20 protein-coding genes and 1 CRISPR repeat array are annotated in these 22,054 nt (G+C 71.6%); of the genes, 11 read left to right on the forward strand and 9 right to left on the reverse strand.

The genetic code is table 11. From position 1 onward, the window contains the following. Nucleotides 1-40: 40 nt before the first annotated feature. Nucleotides 41-679: direct repeats of the CRISPR family, unit length 29 nt; unit sequence GTGGTCCCCGCGCGTGCGGGGTTGGTCCC. A 557-nt stretch (nucleotides 680-1,236) separates the two neighbouring features. The 5 genes from GA0115234_RS42470 (at nucleotide 1,237) to GA0115234_RS24790 (ending at nucleotide 4,862) form a co-directional block, all read left to right on the forward strand. After that, nucleotides 1,237-1,401: a hypothetical protein gene (locus GA0115234_RS42470; protein ID WP_176729265.1), complete on the forward strand. Its 165-nt coding sequence runs from the start codon at nucleotides 1,237-1,239 to the stop codon at nucleotides 1,399-1,401. A 9-nt stretch (nucleotides 1,402-1,410) separates the two neighbouring features. Beyond that, nucleotides 1,411-1,704: a Dabb family protein gene (locus GA0115234_RS24775; RefSeq protein ID WP_093545619.1), complete on the forward strand. Its 294-nt coding sequence runs from the start codon at nucleotides 1,411-1,413 to the stop codon at nucleotides 1,702-1,704. A gap of 352 nt (nucleotides 1,705-2,056) precedes the next feature. Beyond that, a complete protein-coding gene (locus GA0115234_RS24780) occupies nucleotides 2,057-2,863 on the forward strand; it encodes an RNA polymerase sigma factor SigF (RefSeq protein WP_093545679.1) in 807 nt (268 codons plus the stop codon). A 235-nt stretch (nucleotides 2,864-3,098) separates the two neighbouring features. Continuing rightward, a complete protein-coding gene (locus GA0115234_RS24785; RefSeq protein WP_093545622.1) occupies nucleotides 3,099-3,965 on the forward strand; it encodes an RNA polymerase sigma factor SigF in 867 nt (288 codons plus the stop codon). Nucleotides 3,966-4,031: 66 nt separating this feature from the next. Continuing rightward, the gene (locus GA0115234_RS24790; RefSeq protein WP_093545626.1) at nucleotides 4,032-4,862 is read left to right on the forward strand and encodes a hypothetical protein; all 831 of its coding nucleotides are present in this window, start codon (nucleotides 4,032-4,034) and stop codon (nucleotides 4,860-4,862) included. Between the two features lie 39 nt (nucleotides 4,863-4,901). Here GA0115234_RS24790 and GA0115234_RS24795 read toward each other — a convergent pair whose 3' ends face one another. Next, a complete protein-coding gene (locus tag GA0115234_RS24795) occupies nucleotides 4,902-5,111 on the reverse strand; it encodes a hypothetical protein (RefSeq protein ID WP_093545629.1) in 210 nt (69 codons plus the stop codon). Between the two features lie 523 nt (nucleotides 5,112-5,634). On the opposite strand from GA0115234_RS24795, the gene GA0115234_RS24800 reads away from it, so the two are divergent. From GA0115234_RS24800 to GA0115234_RS24815, 4 genes are all read left to right on the forward strand, one after another. Further along, nucleotides 5,635-6,156, forward strand: coding sequence for a MarR family winged helix-turn-helix transcriptional regulator (locus tag GA0115234_RS24800; RefSeq protein WP_093545631.1), 522 nt, complete (start codon nucleotides 5,635-5,637; stop codon nucleotides 6,154-6,156). Nucleotides 6,157-6,179: 23 nt separating this feature from the next. Continuing rightward, on the forward strand, nucleotides 6,180-8,666 hold the full coding sequence (locus GA0115234_RS24805) for an MFS transporter (protein ID WP_093545634.1): 2,487 nt from the start codon (nucleotides 6,180-6,182) through the stop codon (nucleotides 8,664-8,666). Nucleotides 8,667-8,815: 149 nt separating this feature from the next. After that, on the forward strand, nucleotides 8,816-9,631 hold the full coding sequence (locus GA0115234_RS24810; RefSeq protein ID WP_093545637.1) for a YceI family protein: 816 nt from the start codon (nucleotides 8,816-8,818) through the stop codon (nucleotides 9,629-9,631). Nucleotides 9,632-9,734: 103 nt separating this feature from the next. After that, nucleotides 9,735-10,205 carry a PPOX class F420-dependent oxidoreductase gene (locus GA0115234_RS24815; RefSeq protein ID WP_093545640.1) on the forward strand — a complete coding sequence of 157 codons (471 nt, stop codon included), beginning with the start codon at nucleotides 9,735-9,737 and terminating at the stop codon, nucleotides 10,203-10,205. 100 nt (nucleotides 10,206-10,305) lie between these two features. Here the strand turns inward: GA0115234_RS24815 and GA0115234_RS24820 are convergent, their stop codons facing one another. Together GA0115234_RS24820 and GA0115234_RS24825 are read right to left on the reverse strand one after the other, a co-directional pair. Then, nucleotides 10,306-11,064, reverse strand: coding sequence for a TetR/AcrR family transcriptional regulator C-terminal domain-containing protein (locus tag GA0115234_RS24820; protein ID WP_093545643.1), 759 nt, complete (start codon nucleotides 11,062-11,064; stop codon nucleotides 10,306-10,308). A gap of 98 nt (nucleotides 11,065-11,162) precedes the next feature. Then, a complete protein-coding gene (locus tag GA0115234_RS24825) occupies nucleotides 11,163-12,692 on the reverse strand; it encodes an MFS transporter (RefSeq protein ID WP_093545646.1) in 1,530 nt (509 codons plus the stop codon). Nucleotides 12,693-12,823: 131 nt separating this feature from the next. On the opposite strand from GA0115234_RS24825, the gene GA0115234_RS24830 reads away from it, so the two are divergent. Further along, entirely contained in the window at nucleotides 12,824-13,684 is an 861-nt protein-coding gene (locus GA0115234_RS24830) for an endonuclease/exonuclease/phosphatase family protein (protein ID WP_093545649.1), read from the forward strand. 29 nt (nucleotides 13,685-13,713) lie between these two features. Here GA0115234_RS24830 and GA0115234_RS24835 read toward each other — a convergent pair whose 3' ends face one another. From GA0115234_RS24835 to GA0115234_RS24860, 6 genes are all read right to left on the reverse strand, one after another. After that, nucleotides 13,714-15,927: a glycosyltransferase family 39 protein gene (locus GA0115234_RS24835; RefSeq protein ID WP_093545652.1), complete on the reverse strand. Its 2,214-nt coding sequence runs from the start codon at nucleotides 15,925-15,927 to the stop codon at nucleotides 13,714-13,716. Continuing rightward, complete coding sequence (locus GA0115234_RS24840; RefSeq protein ID WP_237541710.1) at nucleotides 15,924-17,309, reverse strand: bifunctional glycosyltransferase family 2/GtrA family protein; 1,386 nt, start codon at nucleotides 17,307-17,309, stop codon at nucleotides 15,924-15,926. Before GA0115234_RS24840 ends, GA0115234_RS24835 begins: the two co-directional genes overlap by 4 nt. Nucleotides 17,310-17,335: 26 nt before the next feature. Next, the gene (locus GA0115234_RS24845; protein WP_176729266.1) at nucleotides 17,336-18,901 is read right to left on the reverse strand and encodes a sensor histidine kinase; all 1,566 of its coding nucleotides are present in this window, start codon (nucleotides 18,899-18,901) and stop codon (nucleotides 17,336-17,338) included. Further along, nucleotides 18,894-19,634 (reverse strand): response regulator transcription factor, encoded by a 741-nt coding sequence (locus GA0115234_RS24850; protein WP_093545658.1) that lies wholly within the window; start codon nucleotides 19,632-19,634, stop codon nucleotides 18,894-18,896. The genes GA0115234_RS24845 and GA0115234_RS24850 overlap by 8 nt, the downstream gene beginning before the upstream one ends. 83 nt (nucleotides 19,635-19,717) lie before the next feature. Beyond that, a complete protein-coding gene (locus GA0115234_RS24855; protein WP_093545661.1) occupies nucleotides 19,718-20,596 on the reverse strand; it encodes an amidohydrolase family protein in 879 nt (292 codons plus the stop codon). A gap of 71 nt (nucleotides 20,597-20,667) precedes the next feature. After that, nucleotides 20,668-21,546, reverse strand: coding sequence for a DUF2797 domain-containing protein (locus GA0115234_RS24860; protein ID WP_093545683.1), 879 nt, complete (start codon nucleotides 21,544-21,546; stop codon nucleotides 20,668-20,670). 148 nt (nucleotides 21,547-21,694) lie between these two features. Here GA0115234_RS24860 and GA0115234_RS24865 point away from each other — a divergent pair, with 148 nt between their 5' ends. Further along, nucleotides 21,695-22,030, forward strand: a complete 336-nt coding sequence (locus tag GA0115234_RS24865) for a hypothetical protein (RefSeq protein WP_093545664.1) — start codon at nucleotides 21,695-21,697, stop codon at nucleotides 22,028-22,030. The last annotated feature ends 24 nt before the right edge of the window (nucleotides 22,031-22,054 follow it).

Consider the following 22,054-nt stretch of genomic DNA (forward strand, 5'->3'; position numbering starts at 1 on the left):
TTGGTCCCGAGCCTGCGGACCAAGCCCGTTGGATGCGGTCGTGGTCCCCGCGCGTGCGGGGTTGGTCCCATCGATTCGGAGAGCGAGTACGCCCACTTGGTGTGGTCCCCGCGCGTGCGGGGTTGGTCCCAGCTCAAGCGTGCTGATGCCCGTCGCAGGGAGGTGGTCCCCGCGCGTGCGGGGTTGGTCCCCCCAGGAAGGAACCGAACATGCCGCTCTCCCGGTGGTCCCCGCGCGTGCGGGGTTGGTCCCAGGGTGAAGTGGACATCGCCCCCGACCTGGTCGTGGTCCCCGCGCGTGCGGGGTTGGTCCCAACCTCGCCCCGGGGCAGAAGTCGGTGCAGACGTGTTCCCCGCGCGTGCGGGGTTGGTCCCCCGCACAACTGGCTGCGCGTGCTCGAAGTCGCGTGGTCCCCGCGCGTGCGGGGTTGGTCCCTTCTGGACTGACGATCGAAGAGGCGGGAACCGGTGGTCCCCGCGCGTGCGGGGGTGGTCCCATGATGATGTGGCCCTCGGCCGACAGCTCGACGTGATCCCCACGTGCGCGGGGATGGTCCCTTGCAGGACCAGCGCACCAAGGGTGCGTACGGGTAGTCCCCGCCGACGCGGGGTTGGTCCCTTCACCGGACCCGGCTTGGTCACCAAACACTGTTGTTCCCCGTACGTGCGGGGATGGTCCCCAGACCGAGCTTCTGCGCGACCTCATGAATCCGTGATCCCCGATCCCCGCACCCGCGGGGCAATCCCCGCGCAGAGGTCAAGGCCGGGCTCCAGGGCCGAAGGCTGTCCGGAGGCGCCGCGTGTACGCCGGAGGCGCCGTGGATACCGCCGTGGCCATACAACTGTGGCCCCGCACGACGGTCGTCGTGCGGGGCCACAGCTCACCACCCACGCTCAGGTCGGGGGAAGCGGCATCGGGGGGACAAGCCGCTTCCCCCGGTGAGAACAGGGCCCGCCGGCCCTCGTCGCGGTCGGGGGTGGACTGCGGCGAGGACCCCACAGTGGGGCCCGTTCCGAGCCCCTCGGATTCCTGCCTCATCCGCTGGGCTCAGCATCCATCCTGCTCCCTCGCAGCGGCCGTACGGACGGGCGAAGGGCCCCGATCGTCGGGCCCTTGGTCCTTAAAAGCCGTGTGAGTGGTCGTCGCAATCCTCCGAGGGGTGCGGCCATACGTGCGGATAGAATCGCCCGACTGCACAGGAGATCGAAACAGGGGATCGAAGGGGAGGCAGGGGCTGTGGTGCAAGCGAAGAAGATAGCTCTCTACGTGATAGTCGTCTTCGTGCTGTACACGATCATCACCTCCCCGGCTCGGGCGGCTGATCTCGTCCAGGTAGGGTTCGAGGGCGTTTCGAGTGCCGCACAGGGCGTCGGCGACTTCATGTCCGAGCTCGTGAAGTAGGAGTACACCGTGATCCGCCATCTGGTCCTCTTCAAGCTGAACGACGGCGTCGAGCGCGACGACCCGCGGGTCGCCGCCGGGGCGGAGGCCTTCCGGGAGCTGGAGGGGCAGATCCCCGAGCTGGAGTTCTGGGAGTGCGCCTGGAACATCACCGACCGGCCGATCGCGTACGACTTCGCCATCAACTCCGCGGTCGCCGACCAGGACGCCCTGAAGCGCTACATCGAGCACCCCGCCCATCAGGCCGCCGCCGGGCAGTGGCGCGAGTTCGCCACCTGGGTGATCGCCGACTACCCGTTCTGAACCTCGCCGGCCCGGCTTTCCCGCCGGTCCGGACGGCCTCCGAGCCCCTCACCATCACGGTGAGGGGCTTTTTTTGGTGTTTAAACCAAGTTGAACCCAACACGACGCTATACGGTGCTTGCACACAGTGGACATGTCTTGTGATGCTATGACCGCTTTTGACGGATGAGTTGACCGAAGTTGACCGCAAAGGGGTGGCCTCATCGTGCCGGCCAGTACAGCGCCTCAAGTGCCTCCCCAGTCCGTCCAGACGAACCAGGTGTTCGAGCCGCATCAAGCGGTCGGGGCACATCAAGCGGTCGGGGCACATCAGGCGGCCGAGCCGCAGCAGGCCGTCGATACGAGTCAGGCGATCGCGACCGAGACGCCCGACAGCACGACGCCGCCCGCCCGCACCCGGGGCGCGGACACCAGGGCGCTCACCCAGGTGCTGTTCGGACAGCTCAAGGACCTGGAGCCGGGCACCCCGGAACACGGCCGGGTGCGGGCCGCCCTCATCGAGGCGAACCTCCCGCTCGTGCGGTACGCCGCGGCGCGGTTCCGCAGCCGCAACGAGCCGATGGAGGACGTCGTCCAGGTCGGCACGATCGGGCTGATCAACGCCATCGACCGGTTCGACCCCGAACGCGGTGTCCAGTTCCCGACATTCGCCATGCCGACCGTCGTCGGTGAGATCAAGCGGTACTTCCGGGACAACGTACGCACCGTCCACGTCCCCCGGCGGCTCCACGAGCTCTGGGTCCAGGTCACCGGCGCCACCGAGGACCTGACGACCGCCCACGGCCGTTCGCCCACCACCGCGGAGATCGCCGAGCGGCTGAAGATCTCCGAGGACGAGGTGCTGGCCTGCATCGAGGCCGGACGCTCCTACCACGCGACCTCGCTGGAGGCCGCCCAGGAGGGTGACGGACTCCCCGGACTGCTCGACCGGCTCGGCTACGAGGACCCCGCGCTCGCCGGGGTCGAGCACCGCGACCTCGTCCGGCATCTGCTCGTGCAGCTGCCCGAGCGTGAGCAGCGCATCCTCCTGCTGCGCTACTACAGCAATCTGACGCAGTCCCAGATCAGCGCGGAACTGGGTGTCTCCCAGATGCATGTGTCAAGACTGTTGGCCAGAAGCTTCGCCCGACTCCGATCCGCAAACAGGATCGAGGCCTAACCGGATCGGGTAGAGCGCCCGAAGTCCGTTTCGCGCGGCCCGAATGCGCCGCACCCCCCGTTAACTGCGCAGACGCCACAAAGACTTGTCGACATGTCACTACAGCGTGTTGCCGACATGTGACATTCTGCGGGAACCGCGTTTGCCGTGGCCTCGCCTCCGGTATTCAGGTGGAGGCTGCGTTCCTCCGATGGTCGCGGCTCCACGCGACCGTCCGCGACCTCAAGGGGGTGGCATGTCCGCAGAACAGGGCAGCTCGAAGGTGCTCACGCTCACGAAGAGCGAACCCGCACCCGCTGTGCTCACCAGCTCGCCGGAAGCCATCGACACCCGCACTCTGTCCCGCTCCCTGTTCCTGCGGCTCGCCGCGCTGGGGCCCGCACCGGGCCCCGACGGAACGGACAGCCCGGAACGTGCCTACGTACGGGACACACTCATCGAGCTCAACCTCCCGCTGGTCCGGTACGCCGCGGCGCGGTTCCGCAGCCGCAACGAACCGATGGAGGACATCGTCCAGGTCGGCACGATCGGCCTGATCAAGGCGATCGACCGGTTCGACTGCGAACGGGGTGTGGAGTTCCCGACCTTCGCGATGCCGACCGTCGTCGGGGAGATCAAGCGGTTCTTCCGCGACACCTCCTGGTCGGTGCGCGTGCCGCGCCGGCTCCAGGAGCTGCGGCTCGCGCTGACCAAGACCAGCGACGAGCTCGCGCAGCGGCTCGACCGCTCGCCGACCGTGCCCGAGCTGGCCAAGGCGCTCGGGGTCTCCGAGGAGGACGTGGTCGACGGCCTCGCCGTCGGCAACGCGTACACCGCCTCCTCGCTGGACTCGCCCTCACCCGAGGACGACGGCGGCGAGGGCTCCCTCGCGGACCGGCTCGGTTACGAGGACGCGGCGCTGGAAGGCGTCGAGTACCGCGAGTCGCTCAAGCCGCTGCTGGCCAAGCTCCCGCCGCGCGAGCGCCAGATCATCATGCTCCGGTTCTTCGCCAACATGACCCAGTCGCAGATCGGCGAGGAGGTCGGCATCTCGCAGATGCACGTCTCGCGCCTGCTGACCCGTACGCTCGCCCAGCTCCGGGAAGGACTCATCGCCGACTGACGCCGTGGACTCCCGTACCGGAGCACAAGGGTTCCGATTTGACGGACCGTCAGCCACACTGGCGCGATGCGACGTCAGATGCTCGGCTCGAACGGCCGCCGGGGCGCCATGATCGCCGCCTCGGCGGCCGTGCTGTGTCTGGGCGGCGTACTGGCCGCCTGCGGCGGCGGTACGGCGGACGAGGGCTATGTGGCGCTCGGCGCGGCGGGAACGGATCCCGGGAGGGCTCCGGCGGGGGCGCAGGCACCGTCGGGGAAGGTGACGCTGGTCCCGCTGGACCGGGGCGGCAAGGAACGCGGCCCCGGCGGGGGTGGTGGCGGCGACGAGGCGGCCGGAGGCCGCTCCGGCAGCCATGAGCCCGCGCCGGGTGCCTCAGGACGCGCCCACGGATCCGGAGCCACGGATTCCGCGAGCGGCGGAACCTCCCGGCCGCCCGGCCGACCCGACGCGAACGGCACAGGCGGCACAGGCGGCACAGACGGCAGTCACAGCGGCGGCGGTACGGGGAGTGCGGGCGGCCCTGGAGGAGGCTCCACGGGTTCCACGGGGCCCACAGCCCCCTCGGTGCCCGGATCCCCCGCCCCCGGCGGGCCCGCCGAGCTGACGGTGGGCGCCCCCGTGCGGGCGGCGGCGGACGAGCGCTGGTGCGAGAAGGTGACTGTGGAGTTCCGGAACACCGGAGGATCAGCGGCGCGCTCGGGAACCGTCACCTTCGCCACGCATGTGATCGGCGCACTGGGGGTCGACTGGGCGACCATCGAGTCGACCGGGCCGCTGCCCGCGCCGATCGACGCGGGAGCGGCGCGGACGAAGACGTACACCGTCTGCGTGGACGCCTGGCGGGTGCCCCTGGGGATGCATGTCGAGACCCGGGACGTCACCGCCGTATTGAAGTGACGGGTGGATGGGTGCGGTGCGCGGTGGCCGGGGAGCCGGTCAGCCGAGCGCGAGCCAGGCGACCGCTCCGAGGACGACGACCACCGCGACGACGGCGGCGATCACCCCGGCCTTCGGTCCGGACGACGCGGCCGGCTGCTGCCGGCGCTGCGGCTCGCCCTCGTCGACGAAGGCGCGGAACATCTGGGTGCTGCCGGCCGGGTCGTGGTTGCCCTCGGGGCCCTGCGGGGCGTGGGGGTTGTGTGCCATGGGCCAGGACCCTAGCGAACTCGGCGTTCCGGCCCAACCCCCGGGTCGGCGAAGGGCCGAGGCCAGGGCCGGGAAGTAGGTGCGGAAGCGGCTGCCGTCCGGCGGTGGAGCGGGGCGCGCGGGGTAGCGCGCCGGGTGGGGCACGCCGTCGCCGATTCCGTACGCATACAGACCAGTTAGGGGGCGCGGTGCGGATTCTCTTCGGTAACTCGCTTCCCCCATGCAGGAGTTGGCGCGCAGATGTCACCCCTCGACACCCGCGCGCGCACGCCGCGTGCCCGGCCCCTCACGCAGCCGCGCCCGCCCCGCCGTCAATGCCGCCGACGCCTCACCCGCCCCGGCTGTGGCATGACACACACTCCTCATCACCCGCCCCCCACACGCTGGGGCTTTGACCCGGGCCGTACGTAGCCTTTTGCTTTCCTTTACTTCTGCAAGCCCCTTTTCGTTTGCCTGCAGCAACCAACGGCTTCTATGGTTGCCCTAAGCAACAAGATGAACCGGTGAGATGTCTGGGGGTCCCGTGGCGGCACGGAGTCAGTACGAAGAGCTGGCCCGGCAACTCAGCGCCGTAGGGGCCGTCAAGCGGGGTCTCGCCCGGATCCTGCCCGCCGAATGTCCGGCCGGCTCCGCCGCCGTACTGGCTCTCCTGAGGCAGCACGGCGAGATGCGGATCAGCCGGCTGGCCGAGCTGCTGGACGTCGATATGTCGGTGACCAGCCGTCATGTCGCCCATGTGGCGGAGCGTGGCTGGATCGAACGGTCCCCCGACCCGGCGGACAAGCGGTCCCGCATCCTGCGGCTGACCCCCGACGGACATGACGTACTCGGCGAGCTGAACCGGCGTACCACCGAGATGTTCGCCCACAACCTCTCCGACTGGTCGGACGACGAGGTCGGACAGCTCAACACTCTGTTGGCCCGGCTGCGCGACAGCTTCGCCTGTCGCGGGCCCAGCGGGTGCGGCCCCGGAAAGCACAGCGGCGACTGCCGTTCCCGGCCTGCCGACAGCGACAACGACGTGCACACCCGTACACCCGTGTAACAGAAGCAAAGACAAGGACTTAAATGGCTACGACCACACCGACCGGTGTGCGGGGCGGCCACGCCAAGCACGGGGGATCGCCCGATCCCTCCTCCGGCGCGCCGATGACACACCGGCAGATCATGGAGGCACTGGCCGGGCTGATGCTCGGCATGTTCGTCGCGATCCTGTCGTCGACGGTCGTCTCGAACGCACTGCCCGAGATCATCTCCGACCTCGGCGGCGGCCAGAGCGCCTACACCTGGGTCGTCACGGCCTCGCTGCTGGCCATGACCGCCACCACTCCCCTGTGGGGCAAGCTCTCCGACCTGTTCAGCAAGAAGCTGCTGGTCCAGATAGCCCTGGTCATCTACGTCGCCGGCTCGGTCGTCGCCGGTATGTCGACCAGCAGCGGCATGCTGATCGCCTGCCGTGTCGTCCAGGGCATCGGCGTCGGCGGTCTCTCCGCCCTCGCGCAGATCGTCATGGCGGCGATGATCGCCCCGCGTGAGCGCGGTCGCTACAGCGGATACATCGGTGCGGTGTTCGCCGTCGCCACCGTCGGCGGTCCGCTGCTCGGCGGCGTCATCACCGACACCAGCTGGATGGGCTGGCGCTGGTGCTTCTACGTCGGCGTGCCGTTCGCCGTCATCGCGCTGATCGTGCTCCAGAAGACCCTGAAGCTCCCGGTCGTGAAGCGTCAGGTCAAGGTCGACTGGTGGGGCGCGTTCTTCATCAGCGCCGCCGTGTCGCTGCTGCTGCTCTGGGTGACCTTCGCCGGGGACAAGTACGACTGGCTCTCCTGGCAGACCGCCGCGATGCTCCTCGGCTCCGTCGCGCTCGCCGGGCTCTTCGTCGTCGTCGAGTCCAAGGCCAGCGAGCCGATCATCCCGCTGCGCCTCTTCCGTAACCGCACCATCACGCTGGCCTCGCTGGCCTCGCTGTTCGTCGGTGTCGCGATGTTCGCGGGCACCGTCTTCTTCAGCCAGTACTTCCAGCTGGCGCGCGGCAAGTCGCCGACGATGTCCGGCGTCATGACCATCCCGATGATCGCGGGCCTCTTCATCTCCTCGACCGTCTCCGGCCAGGTCATCACCAAGACCGGCCGCTGGAAGGCCTGGCTGGTCAGCGGTGGCTTCCTGGTCACCGCCGGGCTCGGGCTGCTGGGCACCATCCGGTACGACACGGAGTACTGGCACATCGCGGTCTTCATGGCCGTCATGGGTCTCGGCATCGGCATGATGATGCAGAACCTGGTGCTCGCCACGCAGAACCAGGTCGCCCCGTCCGACCTCGGCTCGGCCAGCTCCGTCGTCACCTTCTTCCGTTCCCTCGGCGGTGCGATCGGCGTCTCGGCGCTGGGCGCCGTCATGGCGAACCGCGTCACCCACTACGTCAAGGACGGCCTCGCGGAGCTCGGCCCCAAGGGCGCTGCCATGGGTCACGGCGGCACCGGCGGCGGGGGCATCCCCGACCTGGACAAGCTGCCCGCGCCGTTCCGCACGGTCGTGGAGAGCGCCTACGGGCACGGTGTCGGCGATGTCTTCCTGTACGCCGCTCCGGCCGCGCTGGTCGCCTTCCTGATCACGATCTTCATCAAGGAGGTCGCGCTGAAGACCAACGCGTCGAGCGAGGCCCCGGCCACGGCCGAGACCCCCGTCGTCGCCGCGGTCGAGGCCGCGGCCGCCACCGCCGAGCCGGTCTCCGAGGCAGCGGCCGGGATCACCGCGGTCGACACCCTGGAGGCCCCGGTCGCCACCCTGCAGGGCACGGCCGTGCACGGTGTGGTGCGCGGCGCCGAGGGCGCACCCGTCGCCCGTGCCGCCGTCACGCTGATCTCGCTGGCCGGCCGGCAGCTGGGGCGCTCCGTCGCCCAGGACGACGGCGGCTACGGTCTGGACGCGCCGGGCTCCGGCTCCTACGTCCTGATCGCCTCCGCCGACGGCTACCAGCCGCAGGCGTCCACGGTGGTCGTCGGTGACGAGCCGCTGGCGTACGACATCCTGCTCTCCGGTACGAGCGGACTGGCCGGCGTCGTGCGGGCCGCGGAATCCACCGCTCCGGTGGAGGGCGCCATGGTCATCGTGACCGATGTGCGCGGTGAGGTGCTGGCCACCGGCAAGTCCGGTGAGACGGGCGAGTTCGCCTTCGGCGAGCTGGTGCCCGGTTCGGTGACCGTCGCGGTGAACGCCGCCGGGTTCCGTCCGCTGGCGCTGCCGGTGGAGATCGGCGGCCAGGGCGTCACCCGGGTCGAGGCCGCGCTCCAGGCCGGTGCGCTGGTCCAGGGCGTCGTCCGGGCCGGGACCGCCCGGCGACCGATGCCGGACGCCCGGGTCACACTGGTCGACGCGGCGGGCAATGTGATCGCCACCTCGACGACCGGGGAGGACGGGGCGTACGCCTTCACCGACCTGGACGCGGGCGAGTACTCGGTCATCGCGACCGGCTACCCGCCGGTGGCAAGCGCGCTGACCGTGGCCGGCCGCGGGGCCGACGGTCACGACATCGAGCTCGCCCACCCCGGCGAGTAACAGACCTCCGGCAGGTCGGCGCTTCGAGCGGAGACGCCGTACCGGCAGGTGGAAATGGCCCCGGTGGTGGGGACGGCAGGCAGGGGACGGCCTGCCGTCCCCACCCCGGGGCCGACTCATCGAGTCATGGAGCTAGGAGAGAGAACCGGATGGGACTTCGCGCACAGGTACGGACGCGGGACGGCTGGGCGGTCCAGCACGCGGTCGTGACGGTCACCGACATGACCGGCACGCAGGTGCTGCGGGCCACCGCCGACGAGGACGGGGCCGTGCGGACCGGCAGCCCCCTGGAGGCCGGCGCGTACACCGTGATCGTCACGGCGGTCGGGTACGCCCCCGCCGCCTCCACCGCCCTCGTCACGGCGAGCGGGCGGGTCGAGGCCGGCACGGTGGTGCTGGCCCGCCAGGGCGGTGTGGAGCTGCCGCCGCCGGGCGCCTGGTCGCTGGACCCGGCGCACTCCTCGGTGGCCGCGGTCGCGCAGCACCTGGGGATCTCCAGCGTGCACGGCCGGTTCACCGAGTTCAGCGGCCGGATCGAGATCGCGGAGGACGTCCAGCGGTCCCGGGTCGACGCCGTCATCAGCGCGGCGAGCATCGACACCGGCAACAGCATGCGCGACAAGCACCTGCGGTCGCCCGACTTCCTGGACTCGGAGCGGTTCCCGGAGATCACGTACCGCTCGAACGGCCTGACCCCGGCCGGGCCCGACCGCTGGCTGGTCCACGGCGAACTGTCGCTGCACGGTGTCGTGCGCCCGGTCGACCTGAACCTGAGCTACCTCGGGACGGGCCCGGACCCGTGGGGCGGGGTGCGCGCGGCGTTCAACGCGACGGCGGAGCTGCGGCGCGAGGACTTCGCCATGAACTACAACCAGGTGGTGCAGGCGGGCATCTCGGCGATCGGCACGACGCTTCGGGTGGAACTCGACGTCCAGGCCGTGCAGGGCGAGTCCCTGCCGTCGTAGTCGCCGCGCGGGGCGATGCCCTGCCGTCGTAGTCACCGCTCGGGGTAAGTCCCCGCCGTCGTACGCCGCGCGGGGTGAGTCCCCGCCGTCGTAGTCTGCGGACATGGCACCCCACATCGCGACGAACACGGCCGTGGAACTCGACGAGTTGCTGGCCTTCGTACGGCCCAGGCACCGGGCGATCCTGCTGACCACCCGGTCCGACGGCCGCCCCCAGGGCTCGCCGCTGACCTGCGGGGTCGACGACGACGGCCGGATCGTCGTCTCGACCTACCCCGAACGGGCCAAGACCCGCAACGCGAAGCGTGACCCGCGGGTCAGCCTGATCGTCCTCTCCGACGACTGGAACGGGCCCTGGGTCCAGATCGACGGCTCGGCCGAGGTGATCGACTCACCGGAATCGGTCGAGCCGCTCGTCGAGTACTTCCGGAACATCTCGGGCGAGCACCCGGACTGGGACGAGTACCGGGCGGCGATGCTGAAGCAGGGGAAGTCGATCATCAGGATCACTCCGGAGCGGTGGAGTCCGGTGGCCACCGGCGGCTTCCCGGCCCGGCTGGCGTCCGACGGCTGACCACGCGGGTACGAGAACGAGAAGGGGCGGGCGGGTACGAGAAGGGGCGGGCGGAATCCCGGCCGTCCCCCGCCCCCACCCCCCTTTCCCGGCGTTCCCCTCAGCGGTCCCGCATCGCCTCGATGCCCGCGATCAGCAGTTCCAGGGCGAAGGTGAAGTCCCGGTCGCGCATCTCCTCGACCGTGTTGCCGCCGCGGGCGTCCATCACCTGCTGCGAGGACTCCACGATCTGCCGGAGCTGCGGCTGGGCACGGATCGTGCCCATCGCCTGCTGGTAGTACTCCTCCTGGCTGATCCCCGCCGCCGCGCTGCGCTGCGCGAAGTGGCCCTCGACGGTGCCGAATCCGTACACGAACTGGAAGACCGCGGAGAGCGCGCCGGTCTGGTGCCGCAGCGGCAGTCCGGTCGCCCGGATGACGTCCTGGATGGCGTACGACATCAGCATCGCGTGCGGGCCGATGTTGAGGAAGTGCCCGGCGAGCGTCGACACCCAGACGTGCCGGACCAGCAGCTCCCGGTACTCGGCGGCCATCCCGCGCAGCCGGTCCTGCCAGGGCGCGTCCTCCCCCGGGGGCGTGAACTCGCGGTAGACCGAGTCCATGGCCAGCTCCAGCAGATCGTCCTTGGTGTCCACGTACCAGTACAGGGACATCGCGGTGACGTCGAGCTCGGCGGCGAGCCGGCGCATGGAGAACTTGGCCAGGCCCTCGGCGTCCAGCAGCCGGACCGAGGTCGCCGTGATCCGCTCCCGGTCCAGGCCCGCCGTATGGTCCGGTTTGCGGGTGCGCGACGGTGTCCGCCGGTCCAGCCACACGCTGGTCCTGGCAGTGTTCTTCACATGGTCGGCCGCGGACACCATGGCGCACTCTCCTCGTCTTGCCGGCGGGGCGGACCGGCCACGTACGCGTGGATCGCACACGAACGGATCCGTACGGTCCGGTGCGCCCCTCCCCGATGCTATGCCGCCGCGGTGGTGCCGGTGGAGTCCGCCCGGGTGGATTCCACCCGCTCCGCGCGGCGCAGCAGCACGGCGGCGAGCAGGCCACCGACCAGCACCGCGACCGCTCCGAAGAGCTGGCTGGTCTCCAGTCCGGAGGCGAAGGCGTCGGTGATCCCGGCCCGCTCGTCGGCGTCGGTGGCCGAGGCGAGTGCGGCGGGCAGCGACGCCGCCCCGACGGCCGTCGGCACCAGCGCCGCGAACCGCGAGTTGAGCACCGCGCCGAGGACGGCGACCCCCAGGCCGTTGCCGAATTCGGCGAGCGTGCCGTTGACCCCGGCGCCCACGCCCGCCTTCTCCGGCGGAATGGCGCTCATGATCGCGTTGGCCATGGCGGGCATGGCGAGCGCGATGCCCGCGCCCATCACGACCAGGCCGAGCAGCATGCCGCCGTAGCCGTCGCCGCCGAGCAGCGCGATCGCGGCGAGGCCCGCGGCCAGCAGGCTCATCCCGGACGCGATGGTGACCGGCGTGCCCAGCTTGGGCACCAGCCTTGCGCCCAGTCCGGTGAGGTTGAGCGCGACGACGCTCAGCGCCAGCGGCGCCGTACGCAGACCGGCCTCCAGCGGCCCGTAGCCGAGGACGAACTGGAGCTGCTGGGTGAGCAGGAAGAGTGAGCCGCCCATCCCGAACGCGACCAGGATCGCGCCCGCGACCGCCCCGATGAACTTCTGGTTCCGGAAGAAGTGCATGTCCAGCATCGGGTACGGGATGTGCAGCTCCCACAGCACGAATCCGGTGAGGACGGCGACCCCGGTGAAGGCGGTCAGCAGCACCCGGCCCGACGTCCAGCCGTGTTCGGGGCCCGAGATGATCGCGTACACGACGGATGCCATGCCGATGGTGGAGAGCAGTGCGCCGAGCAGGTCGGGGCGGTCTCCGCCGGGGTTCTTGGACTCCGGGACGAGCCGGGCCACGGCGACCAGTCCGATGACCGCGACCGGGATGTTGATCAGGAAGATCGCGCCCCACCAGAAGTGGTCGAGCATCACTCCGCCGATCAGCGGTCCGACGGCGAACCCGAGCGAGCTGACGGTCGACCAGATGCCGATGGCCTTGACGCGCTCCGTCTCGTCGAAGATCTGCACGACGACGGCCAGGGTGGTGGTCATCAGCAGCGCGCCGCCGATGCCCATGCCCGCGCGGGCGGCGATCAGCTGTACGGACGTCTGGGCCAGTCCGGCCACCAGCGAGCCGATGCCGAACAGGGCGAGTCCGGCGATCAGCATCTTCTTGCGGCCGTAACGGTCGGCGGAGCTGCCCGCGGTGAGCAGCAGACCCGACTGGACCAGCGAGTAGGCGTTGATCATCCACTGCACATCGGCGGTGGAGGCGTCCAGCTCCCAGGTGAGGGAGGGGATCGCGACATTGAGAACGGTGTTGTCGAGCAGCACGGTGAGCTGGGCGAGACAGATGACGCCGAGGATCAGCCAGCGTTGTGGATGGCTCGGCGACGAGAGGTTGTTCTGCTCGGCGGCGGTCGCCGTCATACGGACTCCTGATCCCTTGTACGGTGTACGACTGTGAGGCGCTGTACACCGTATAGCTACTCCTGTACGGCGTACAACACATTTCCGCGCGGTACCGTGCTCGCCGCTGATCCGACAAGGGCTGGAGTGGTATGTCACTGCGTCGTCGTACGGTGGAAGTGCTGGTCACGGCAGGGCTGTTGGGCACGGCGTTCGCGCCTCCCGCGGTGGCCGGGGAGGGCCCCGGGCGCGCGGTGCCGCTCCGGGTGGCCACGTACAACATCCATGCGGGGGCGGGCATGGACGATGTCTTCGATCTCGACCGGCAGGCCGCCGAGCTCCGCTCGCTGGACGCCGATGTGATCGGGCTCCAGGAGGTCGACGCCCACTGGGGCACCCGCAGCGAGTGGCGCGATCTGGCGGCCGAGCTGGCCGAACGGCTGGACATGCGGGTGTCGTTCGCCCCGGTCTACAGCCTCGATCCGGAGACCCCGGGGGCGCCACGACGCGAGTTCGGGGTCGCGGTGCTCTCCAGGTACCGGATCGTGAGCGCCGAGAACCACGAGATCACCCGGCTCTCCACTCAGGTCCCCGACCCCGTTCCGGCCCCCGCGCCCGGCTTCGGCGAGGTGGTCGTGCGGGTGAAGGGGCTGCCGGTGCACGTCTATGTGACGCATCTGGACTACCGCGCCGATCCGTCCGTGCGCACGGCCCAGGTCGCCGACACCCGCCGGATCATGGCCGAGGACCGGGCGCCCGGCCGGCAGCGGGTCCGGCAGATCCTGCTCGGCGACTTCAACGCGGCCCCGTCCGCCCCCGAACTCGCCCCGCTGTGGCGGGAGCTGACGGACGCCGAGCCCGGCGGGCCGACGTACCCGGCGCAGGATCCGGTGCAGCGGATCGACTACGTGGCGGTGTCGAAGGACTCCGTACGGGTACGCGACGCGGCGGTGGCCGAGACACTCGCCTCGGACCACCGCCCGGTCGTCGCCGATCTGTTGCTGCGGCGCTGAGCTCCTACGCTCCGTCCGTGGCCTGAGCCCTACGCTCCGTCCGTGGGCCGCGTCAGGTCGTAGAAGGTGGCGCTGCCCGCCGTGACCTCCTTGAAGTTCTTCTCCACCCACGAGGAGATCTGCGAGGAGGTGCCGCTGTCGCCGCCCATACGTCCGCCGCCCATGCCGCCGCCCGCGATGAAGTAGTGGATCCGGCCGTCCTCGACGTAGCGCTTGAACTGCGCGAGCGTCGGGGACGGGTCGCTGCCGTTGAAGCCGCCGATCGCCATCACCGGGTCTCCGGTGGCGAGTTGGTAGCTCGCGGCGTTCTGGGAGCCGATGGCGGCGGCGGCCCAGGTGTAGTCCCCGGCGTTCTTCTCCAGGAGAGCCTTGGCCTCGGTGCCGACGGACGCGCCGTTGAGCAGCCCGCCCATGCCGCCGCCTCCGAAGCCCTCGCCCAGGCCGGGCATGGCTCCGGGCCGCTGCCCGTTCTGCGAGGCGCCGGGCCCCCCTGGCATCTGCCCTTGGCCCTGGCCCTGGCCTTGCCCCTGGCCGGGCGGGGTGCCGGTAGGAGGCTGCCCCATGCCGCCACCCTGCTGGCCACCTTGCTGACCACCCTGTTGGTTGGCCTGCCCCGGGAATCGCATCCCGCCGCCCGGACCACCGCCGCGTCCGCCACCGCGTCCACCGCCCCCGCCACCAGGTCCGCCCATGCCGCCGAATGACGGGCCGGCCGTGACGATCGAGCCCTGGTGCCCGGTGTTCAGCGTGCTCAGGGTGTACGCGGCGGGACCGGCCAGCGACGCGGCGAGGCCCAGTCCCACCGTGGCGAGCGCCAGCCGGCGCCCCAGCCGGGAGGCGAGCAGCAGCCCCAGCGCGCCGACGATCCCCGTGACGAGCACGGCCGTGCGCAGCCACGGCTGATAGTCCGGGGTCCGCCCCAGCAGTACGTACGACCAGTACGCCGTCACGGCGACCGTGCCGCCGAGCGTCGCCCCCGCCCACCAGCGGGCCCGCTCCTCCCACAGGACCGTGGCGCCCATGCCGGTCAGCGCCGCGGCATAGGGGGCGAGGGCGACCGTGTAGTACTGGTGGAAGATACCGGCCATGAAGCTGAACACCGCGGCGGTCATCAGCAGCGAGCTGCCCCAGGCGAGGAAGGCCGCACGGGCCGTGTCCGTCCGCTTCGCCCGCCAGGTCAGCCAGACGCCCGCGACCAGCAGGATCAGCGCGGCGGGCAGCAGCCAGGAGATCTGGGCGCCGATCTCGGAGTTGAACATCCGGCCGATGCCGGTCTCGCCCCACTGACCGCCGGACCCGCCGCCCGGTCCTCCCCCGCCACCGACGCTGCCGGTCTCCTCACCGTTGATCCGGCCGAGCCCGTTGTAGCCGAAGGTCAGCTCAAGGAAGGAGTTGTTCTGCGAGCCGCCGATGTACGGGCGTGACGCGGCGGGCCACAGCTCGACGATCGCGACCCACCAGCCGCCCGCGACGGTCGTCACGAGGGCCGAGAGCCCGAGCTGGCCGAGCCGTCTGCGTACGGGGACCGGCGCGAACACCGCGTACAGCACGGCCAGCGGCGGCAGGATCAGGAACGCCTGGAGGGTCTTGGCCAGGAACGCGAACCCGACCGCGACCCCCGCCCACACCAGCCACTTGGTGCGGCCGTGCTCCATCGCGCGCAGCACGCAGTAGACGGTGACCGTCATCAGCAGTGCCAGCAGCGCGTCCGGGTTGTTGAAGCGGAACATCAGCGCGGCCACCGGCGTGAGCGCGAACACCGCCATCGCGATCAGCCCGGCCACTGCGTTGAACCGGCGGCGTACGCCCGCGTACAGCACCCCGGCCGTGGCCACCCCCATCAGTACCTGCGGGAGCAGGATCGCCCAGGAGTTGAGGCCGAGGATCAGTACCGACAGGGCCATCGGCCAGAGGGCGGCCGGGGGCTTGTCGACGGTGATGGCGTTGGCCGCGTCCAGCGAGCCGAAGAAGAGGGCCTTCCAGCTCCGGCTGCCCGCCTGGGCGGCGGCGGAGTAGAAGGAGTTGGCGTATCCGGAAGCGCTGAGGTTCCACAGGTACGCGGCCCCGATGACCAGCAGCAGCGCGAGGAAGGCCGGCCGCGCCCAGCGCGGGTCCTCGGGCCTGCCCCGCCACACGCGGTGCGCCAGGGGCCTGTCCGGGCGGCCGTGGGCCGGCGCGGTGGACGGCGGGGGCGCCGGTACGCCCGGCGGGGCCGGGAGGTGGTCGGGATGCAGCGTGGTCATCGGAGGGTCCCCGTTTCGTGGTGGGTGTCATCGGCGTGCCCGGCCGAAGAGGCGGCGTGCCCGGCCGAGGAAGCGGCGGGGGCGACCTCGGAGCAGGCGGCGGGGGCGGCCCCGGAGCAGGCGGGGTTCCGGTCCGTCCGCTCCGGGAAGACCCAGGCGCGGAAGAGCAGGAACCGCAGCACCGTCGCCGCGAGGTTGGCCGCGATCAGTACGGCGAGTTCCGTGGCGTGCGAGGGCGATCCGGACGCCGCTCCCAGCGCGGCCAGCGATCCGCTGGTCAGCGCGAGACCGATGGCGAAGACGACCAGGCCCTGCGCCTGGTGGCGTACGGCTCCGCCCCGGCCCCGTACGCCGAAGGTGAGCCTCCGGTTGGCCGCCGTATTGGCGACGGCCGACACCAGCAGCGCACCCCCGTTGGCGATCTGCGGGCCGGCGCCCAGCCGGAAGAGCGAGTACAGGGCGAGGTAGCAGAGCGTGGACAGGGCGCCGACCACGCAGAACCCGACGAGCTGCCGGGCCAGGCCGCCCGGTACCCCGTTCAGCGCACGGTCGCGCGGATCGTCCCCGAAGGGCCGGGCCAGCCGGTCCAGCGGCAGCGCGCCGACCGCCAGCGCCCGCCCCACCCGCCACACGCCCTTCAGGTCCTCGGTCGCCGTCCGCACGATGTGGACGGTGGAGTCGGGGTCGTCGACCCAGTCGACCGGCACCTCGTGGATGCGCAGCCCGGCGCGTTCGGCGAGCACCAGCATCTCGGTGTCGAAGAACCACCCCGAGTCCTCCACCATCGGCAGCAGCCGTTCCGCGACATCGCGCCGGATGGCCTTGAACCCGCACTGGGCGTCGCTGAACCGGGCGGCCAGCGACGAGCGGAGGATGAGGTTGTAGGCGCGCGAGATGAACTCCCGCTTCGATCCGCGCACCACCCGCGAGCTCCGGGCCAGCCGGGAGCCGATGGCCAGGTCCGAGTGGCCCGAGATCAGCGGGGCGACCAGCGGCAGCAGCGCGTTGAGGTCGGTGGACAGGTCGACGTCCATATAGGCCAGGACCGGCGCGTCCGAGCCCGCCCAGACGGTACGCAGCGCCCGCCCCCGGCCCTTCTCCTCCAGCCGGTACGACCGCACCCGGGGCAGCGCCGCCGCGAGCCGCGCCGCCACCTGCGGCGTCCGGTCGGTGCTGGCGTTGTCCGCGACGGTGATCCGGAAGGCGTACGGGAAGGTGCGCGCCAGATGGTCGTGCAGGCGCAGCACACACGGTTCGAGGTCCTTCTCCTCGTTGTAGACGGGTACCACCACGTCGAGCACGGGCGCACCCGCCGTATCGACCGCTCCGGCGAGGAGATGGTCCCGGGCCGGCAGGGTGCTCCAGGGAGTGTCGGTTCGCATGGGACCGACACTCGCCACCCCCGCTGTCACGCCGGTGTGCTGAGCCTGTCCCCCCACTGTGAATCCGGACCGACCGTGTGAAGCGCGGGCAGCCGGACGGCGAACACCGTGCGTCCCGGCACCGATTCCACCGAGACCCGGCCGCCGTGCGCGGCGACGACCGCCTGCACGATGGCGAGCCCGAGCCCGGTGGAGCCCGCGCCTCGGGAGCGCGAGGCGTCACCGCGCGCGAACCGCTCGAAGACGTGCGGCAGCAGCTCGGGCGGGATGCCGGGCCCGTCGTCCCGGACCTCCAGCGTCACCCAGGGCCGGTCGGCCGCCGCCGACGTCACCCGGACGGTGACGGTCGTGCCGGGCGGGGTGTGGGTACGGGCGTTCGCCAGCAGATTGACCAGCACCTGATGGAGCCTCATCGGATCGCCGCGCACGGTCGCGGGCTCGTCCGGCAGTTCGAGGCGCCAGTGGTGGCCGTGGTCCCCGGCGGCGCGGGCATCGCTCACCGCGTCGACGACGACCGGGGAGAGGTCGGTGCTCTCCAGGCCGAGCGGGCGTCCGGCGTCCAGCCGGGCGAGCAGCAGCAGATCCTCCACCATGCCCGTCATCCGCTCCGCCTCGGACTCGATCCGGCCCAGGGCGTGCCGGGTGTCGGGGCCGGTCTCCTCGCGTCCGCGCCGGGTCAGTTCGGCGTATCCGCGGATCGAGGCCAGCGGGGTGCGCAGCTCATGGCTGGCGTCCGCGACGAACTGGCGCACCCGGGTCTCGCTCTCCTGCCGCGCCGCCAGCGCCGAACCGACGTGGCCCAGCATCCGGTTGAGCGCCGCGCCCACCTGGCCGACCTCGGTCCGCGGATCGGCCTGGGCCTGCGGGACCCGCTCCAGGAGGGCCACCTCGCCGCTGTGCAGCGGGAGTTCGGAGACCAGGGTCGCGGTCGCGGCGATCCGGCGCAGCGGCCGCAGCGCGACACCGACCATGGCGGCGCCCGCGAGCCCGGCCGCGATCAGCCCGGCGCCGGTGACGCACACCTCGACGACGATCAGGGTGGTGAGCGCGGAAACCACCTCGTCGGCGGGGATGCCGACGAGGACGATCACCCCGTGCGGGTCCGTGACCGCCTCCACCCGGTTGGCCCCGAGCCCCGGCAGGTCGACGCTCCTCGCCCCGCCGCCGACGGTGACGCCCGCCGCCGCCAGGGCGCTGCGCTGGGCGCCGGTCATCGGCTGCCCGCTGTCCTCGGCGTCGGACCCCGGAGTGGCGGCGCTCTCCACGACCACGCGCGACGCAATGACCGAGCCGTCCGTCAGCACGGCCCCGAAGGCGCCGACGGGCAGCCCGCGCGCATCGACGAAGGCCAGCGGGTCCAGGCTCCGCAGCGGGCCGCCGGGCAACGGTCCCCCGCCGCCCGGCGGCTTCGCGGCGCGTCCGGCGATGGCGTGCAGCTGGTCGTCGAGCTTGCCGTACATGTAGCTGTGGAAGGCGATGGTGGTGACCGTGCCGATGACCGCGGCGACGACGGCGATCAGCGTGACCGCCGAGACCACGAGCCGGGTCCGCAGCGTCCACGGCCCCCGCCACCGGCGCGGGCGGCTACTCACCGGGCTTGATGAGATACCCCGCCCCGCGCCGGGTGTGGATCATCGGTGACCGTCCGGCGTCGATCTTCTTGCGCAGATACGAGATGTACAGCTCGACGACGTTGGCCTGGCCGCCGAAGTCGTAGTTCCACACCCGGTCGAGGATCTGCGCCTTGCTCAGCACCCGCCGCGGATTGCGCATCAGGAAGCGCAGCAGCTCGAACTCGGTCGCGGTGAGGTGGATGGAGGCCTCGCCCCGGCTCACCTCGTGGCTGTCCTCGTCGAGGACCAGATCACCGACGACGAGCGTCGACTCGCTGCGCACGGCCGCCGTGCCGGACCGCCGGATCAGCCCGCGCAGCCGCGCCACGACCTCCTCCAGGCTGAACGGCTTGGTCACGTAGTCGTCGCCGCCCGCCGTGAGGCCGGCGATCCGGTCCTCCACCGCGTCGCGCGCGGTCAGGAACAGGACGGGGACCTCGGAGAGCTCCCGCCGCAGCCGGCCGAGCACGGCGAAGCCGTCCGTGTCGGGCAGCATCACATCGAGGATCACCACGTCGGGCCGGAAGTCGCGCGCCATCCGGACGGCCCCGGCACCGTCCCCGGCGCTGCGCACCTCCCAGCCCTCGTAGCGCAGCGCCATGGAGAGCAGCTCGGCAAGCGGAGCCTCGTCGTCCACCACCAGTACGCGGACGGGGGTGCGGTCCGCCCTCAGCCGTTCGGTACGCCCCTGGGGCGAGGTCGTCGTCGTCATGCCCCAACCCTGTGAGGCTCCCCTGAAAGGGTCCTTACCCGTTTCTGTGAATTCCCTGAGAAAGCAGCACCGCCGACGGGCCGTCAGCCGAGCTCGAACAAGGCGCTCGCGTTCCCGTGGCAGACCGCCCGCAGCCAGTCCTCCCCGAGCTCCAGCCGTTCCAGCGCGTGCAGTTGGTGCGCGTACGGATACGGGATGTTCGGGAAGTCCGTGCCCAGCAGGATCCGGTCCCCGAGCGCCGCGAGCCGCCCCCGCTCGGCCGGCGGGAACGGGGCGAAGTCCTCCGTGAAGTCCGTGAACGCCATCGTCGTGTCGAGCCGCACCCGGGGGTACGTCTCCGCCAGCGCCAGGAACTCCGTGTACTCCGGCATCCCCAGGTGGGCCACGATCAACGGCAGCCGGGGATGCCGGGCGAGCAGCCGGCCGACCGGCTCGGGGCCGGTGTGCCTGCCGGGTGCGGGCCCCGAGCCGCAGTGCATCACCACCGGGATCCCGGCCTCGGCGAGCAGCCCCCAGACGGGTTCGAGCAGCGGGTCGTTCGGGTCGTACGCGCCGACCTGGAGGTGCGACTTGAAGACCCGGGCCCCCGCCTCGACGGCCTCGCGCACATACGCCTCCACGCCCTCCTCCGGGAAGAAGGTCGCGGTGTGCAGGCAGTCCGGCACCCGGCGGGCGAAATCGGCTGCCCAGCCGTTCAGCCAGGCGGCCATCCCGGCCTTGTGCGGGTAGAGCATCGAGGTGAACCGGAGCACGCCGAACGAACGCAGCAGCGCGAGCCGTTCGTCCTCGTCGCGGCGGTACTCGATCGGCCACTCCATCCCGGTCAGCGGCCCCGCCGAGTCGAAGTAGGCCCAGACCTTGCGGAGCACCCGCTCCGGCATGAAGTGCGTATGGACATCGATGATCCCGGGCAGCCCCAGCCGTTCCCGGAACCGCACGACGTCGTCGGCGTCACCACTCATCCCACGCCCCTCTCACCGTTCTCACCGTCCGTCCGGTCCGGCTCCCACCGGTCCGGACGGATCCGACGATCTCAGAACAGCCCGCCCTGCACGCCACCGCCCCCGAGGTCGGCCACCGGCACCCCGACCCCGGCCCGCGCGTCCGCCGCCACCAGCTCCCACCCGGTCATCAGCCGGGTGTCCAGCACCACGACCCCGTCGGCCGTCGCCAGATGCAGATCGGGCCCGGCCGCCGCCAGCAGCCGCCCCGCGACCGCACCCCCGGCCACCAACTCGGTCACCGCCGAGGCCACCTCGACCACCCCGTCGATCCCGAACAGCCCCGCGTGATCGACCGCCTCGAATGGCAGCCGCTCCAGCGACTCCGGCCATCCGGCCCCCTCCAGCGCCACGGCCCGTCCGTAGAGCTCCGCCACCTCGGCCCCGCGCTCCGCCGCCCCCGGCAGCGCCCCGCGCACGGCCCGCTTCCTGGCGTACGGGATCCGGTCCGGCACCCCGAGCGCCGACCGCAGCAGCTCCTCGGTCCGCCGGCACGCCATCAACGGCCCCCGGCCCAGCCAGCTGAACACCACGGCCCCCTGCTCACGCAGCCGCGCCGCCTCCCGCTCCTCCGCGGTGATCCCGACCTTCACCATCCCCGGCCCGAACCAGGCCAGATAGACGCGGTACGTCCTCGGGTCGTCGGCGATCGTGTCGGCGGCCACCGAATGCGCCCGGTCCAGCCGCGCACACTCCGGACACCGCGCCCCCGTGCTCCGCCCCGACACCACGGCCCCGACCGGACACGCGTTCCCGCGCGCCCCGGTACAGCCCCGCGCCCCCTGGGCCCGGAACCCGAACTCCGCCCCGTACATCTGCGCACTCGCCCGCACGGCCCCGCCGCGCCGCCAGCCGAGCACGGGCGGCCCCTGCGCGTCGGGCCACCGCAGCCCGGTGCACTGCCATCCCATGGCCACCACCATGAACGAACCTCCGGAGCGACGTCAGCGGACGGCCTCGGCGGCCCCGCGCCGAGACAGGAAATCCGGAGGTCTCCGGAGAGCCGTGCCAAGTATCCCGTTCAACTGCTTTCCAGACATGATCGGTTGGAGAATCCACGTGTCCGACTCCGACGACACCCGCGCCACCGGCGACCCGTCCGGGAGGGCCGATCGCAGCCACCGGACAGTGATCATCGCGGCTGTCATCACCGGCGCGGCCACCATCCTCGCCGCCGTGATCGCGACCACGGTCGCGGGCGGCACCTCCCCGAAGGCACCCGCCGCCGCAGCGCCCCCGGCACCGCAGCACACCTCGGACACCTCGGACACCCCGCGCCCCGTGCAGAGCCTTCCGTCCACACCGCCGCCCCCGGCACCGTCCCCCACGGCCGCCCGCATCATGGCCGCCCCCGACTCGGCCGCCACAGGAGCCACCGTCACGATCACGGGCTGAGGGAACGGCGGGCGCGGCGGCGCC

This window comes from Streptomyces sp. DvalAA-43, assembly GCF_900091725.1.
GTDB lineage: Bacteria > Actinomycetota > Actinomycetes > Streptomycetales > Streptomycetaceae > Streptomyces > Streptomyces pulveraceus.

Bases quoted from the DNA above. Each gene is read 5' to 3' on its own strand.
- GA0115234_RS24785 (WP_093545622.1), top strand. From the start codon at position 3,099: ATGTCCGCAGAACAGGGCAGCTCGAAGGTGCTCACGCTCACGAAGAGC.
- GA0115234_RS24790 (WP_093545626.1), top strand. From the start codon at position 4,032: ATGCGACGTCAGATGCTCGGCTCGAACGGCCGCCGGGGCGCCATGATC.
- GA0115234_RS24795 (WP_093545629.1), bottom strand. From the start codon at position 5,111: ATGGCACACAACCCCCACGCCCCGCAGGGCCCCGAGGGCAACCACGAC.
- GA0115234_RS24805 (WP_093545634.1), top strand. From the start codon at position 6,180: ATGGCTACGACCACACCGACCGGTGTGCGGGGCGGCCACGCCAAGCAC.
- GA0115234_RS24810 (WP_093545637.1), top strand. From the start codon at position 8,816: ATGGGACTTCGCGCACAGGTACGGACGCGGGACGGCTGGGCGGTCCAG.
- GA0115234_RS24815 (WP_093545640.1), top strand. From the start codon at position 9,735: ATGGCACCCCACATCGCGACGAACACGGCCGTGGAACTCGACGAGTTG.
- GA0115234_RS24820 (WP_093545643.1), bottom strand. From the start codon at position 11,064: ATGGTGTCCGCGGCCGACCATGTGAAGAACACTGCCAGGACCAGCGTG.
- GA0115234_RS24825 (WP_093545646.1), bottom strand. From the start codon at position 12,692: ATGACGGCGACCGCCGCCGAGCAGAACAACCTCTCGTCGCCGAGCCAT.
- GA0115234_RS24830 (WP_093545649.1), top strand. From the start codon at position 12,824: ATGTCACTGCGTCGTCGTACGGTGGAAGTGCTGGTCACGGCAGGGCTG.
- GA0115234_RS24835 (WP_093545652.1), bottom strand. From the start codon at position 15,927: ATGACCACGCTGCATCCCGACCACCTCCCGGCCCCGCCGGGCGTACCG.
- GA0115234_RS24840 (WP_237541710.1), bottom strand. From the start codon at position 17,309: ATGCGAACCGACACTCCCTGGAGCACCCTGCCGGCCCGGGACCATCTC.
- GA0115234_RS24850 (WP_093545658.1), bottom strand. From the start codon at position 19,634: ATGACGACGACGACCTCGCCCCAGGGGCGTACCGAACGGCTGAGGGCG.
- GA0115234_RS24855 (WP_093545661.1), bottom strand. From the start codon at position 20,596: ATGAGTGGTGACGCCGACGACGTCGTGCGGTTCCGGGAACGGCTGGGG.
- GA0115234_RS24860 (WP_093545683.1), bottom strand. From the start codon at position 21,546: ATGGGATGGCAGTGCACCGGGCTGCGGTGGCCCGACGCGCAGGGGCCG.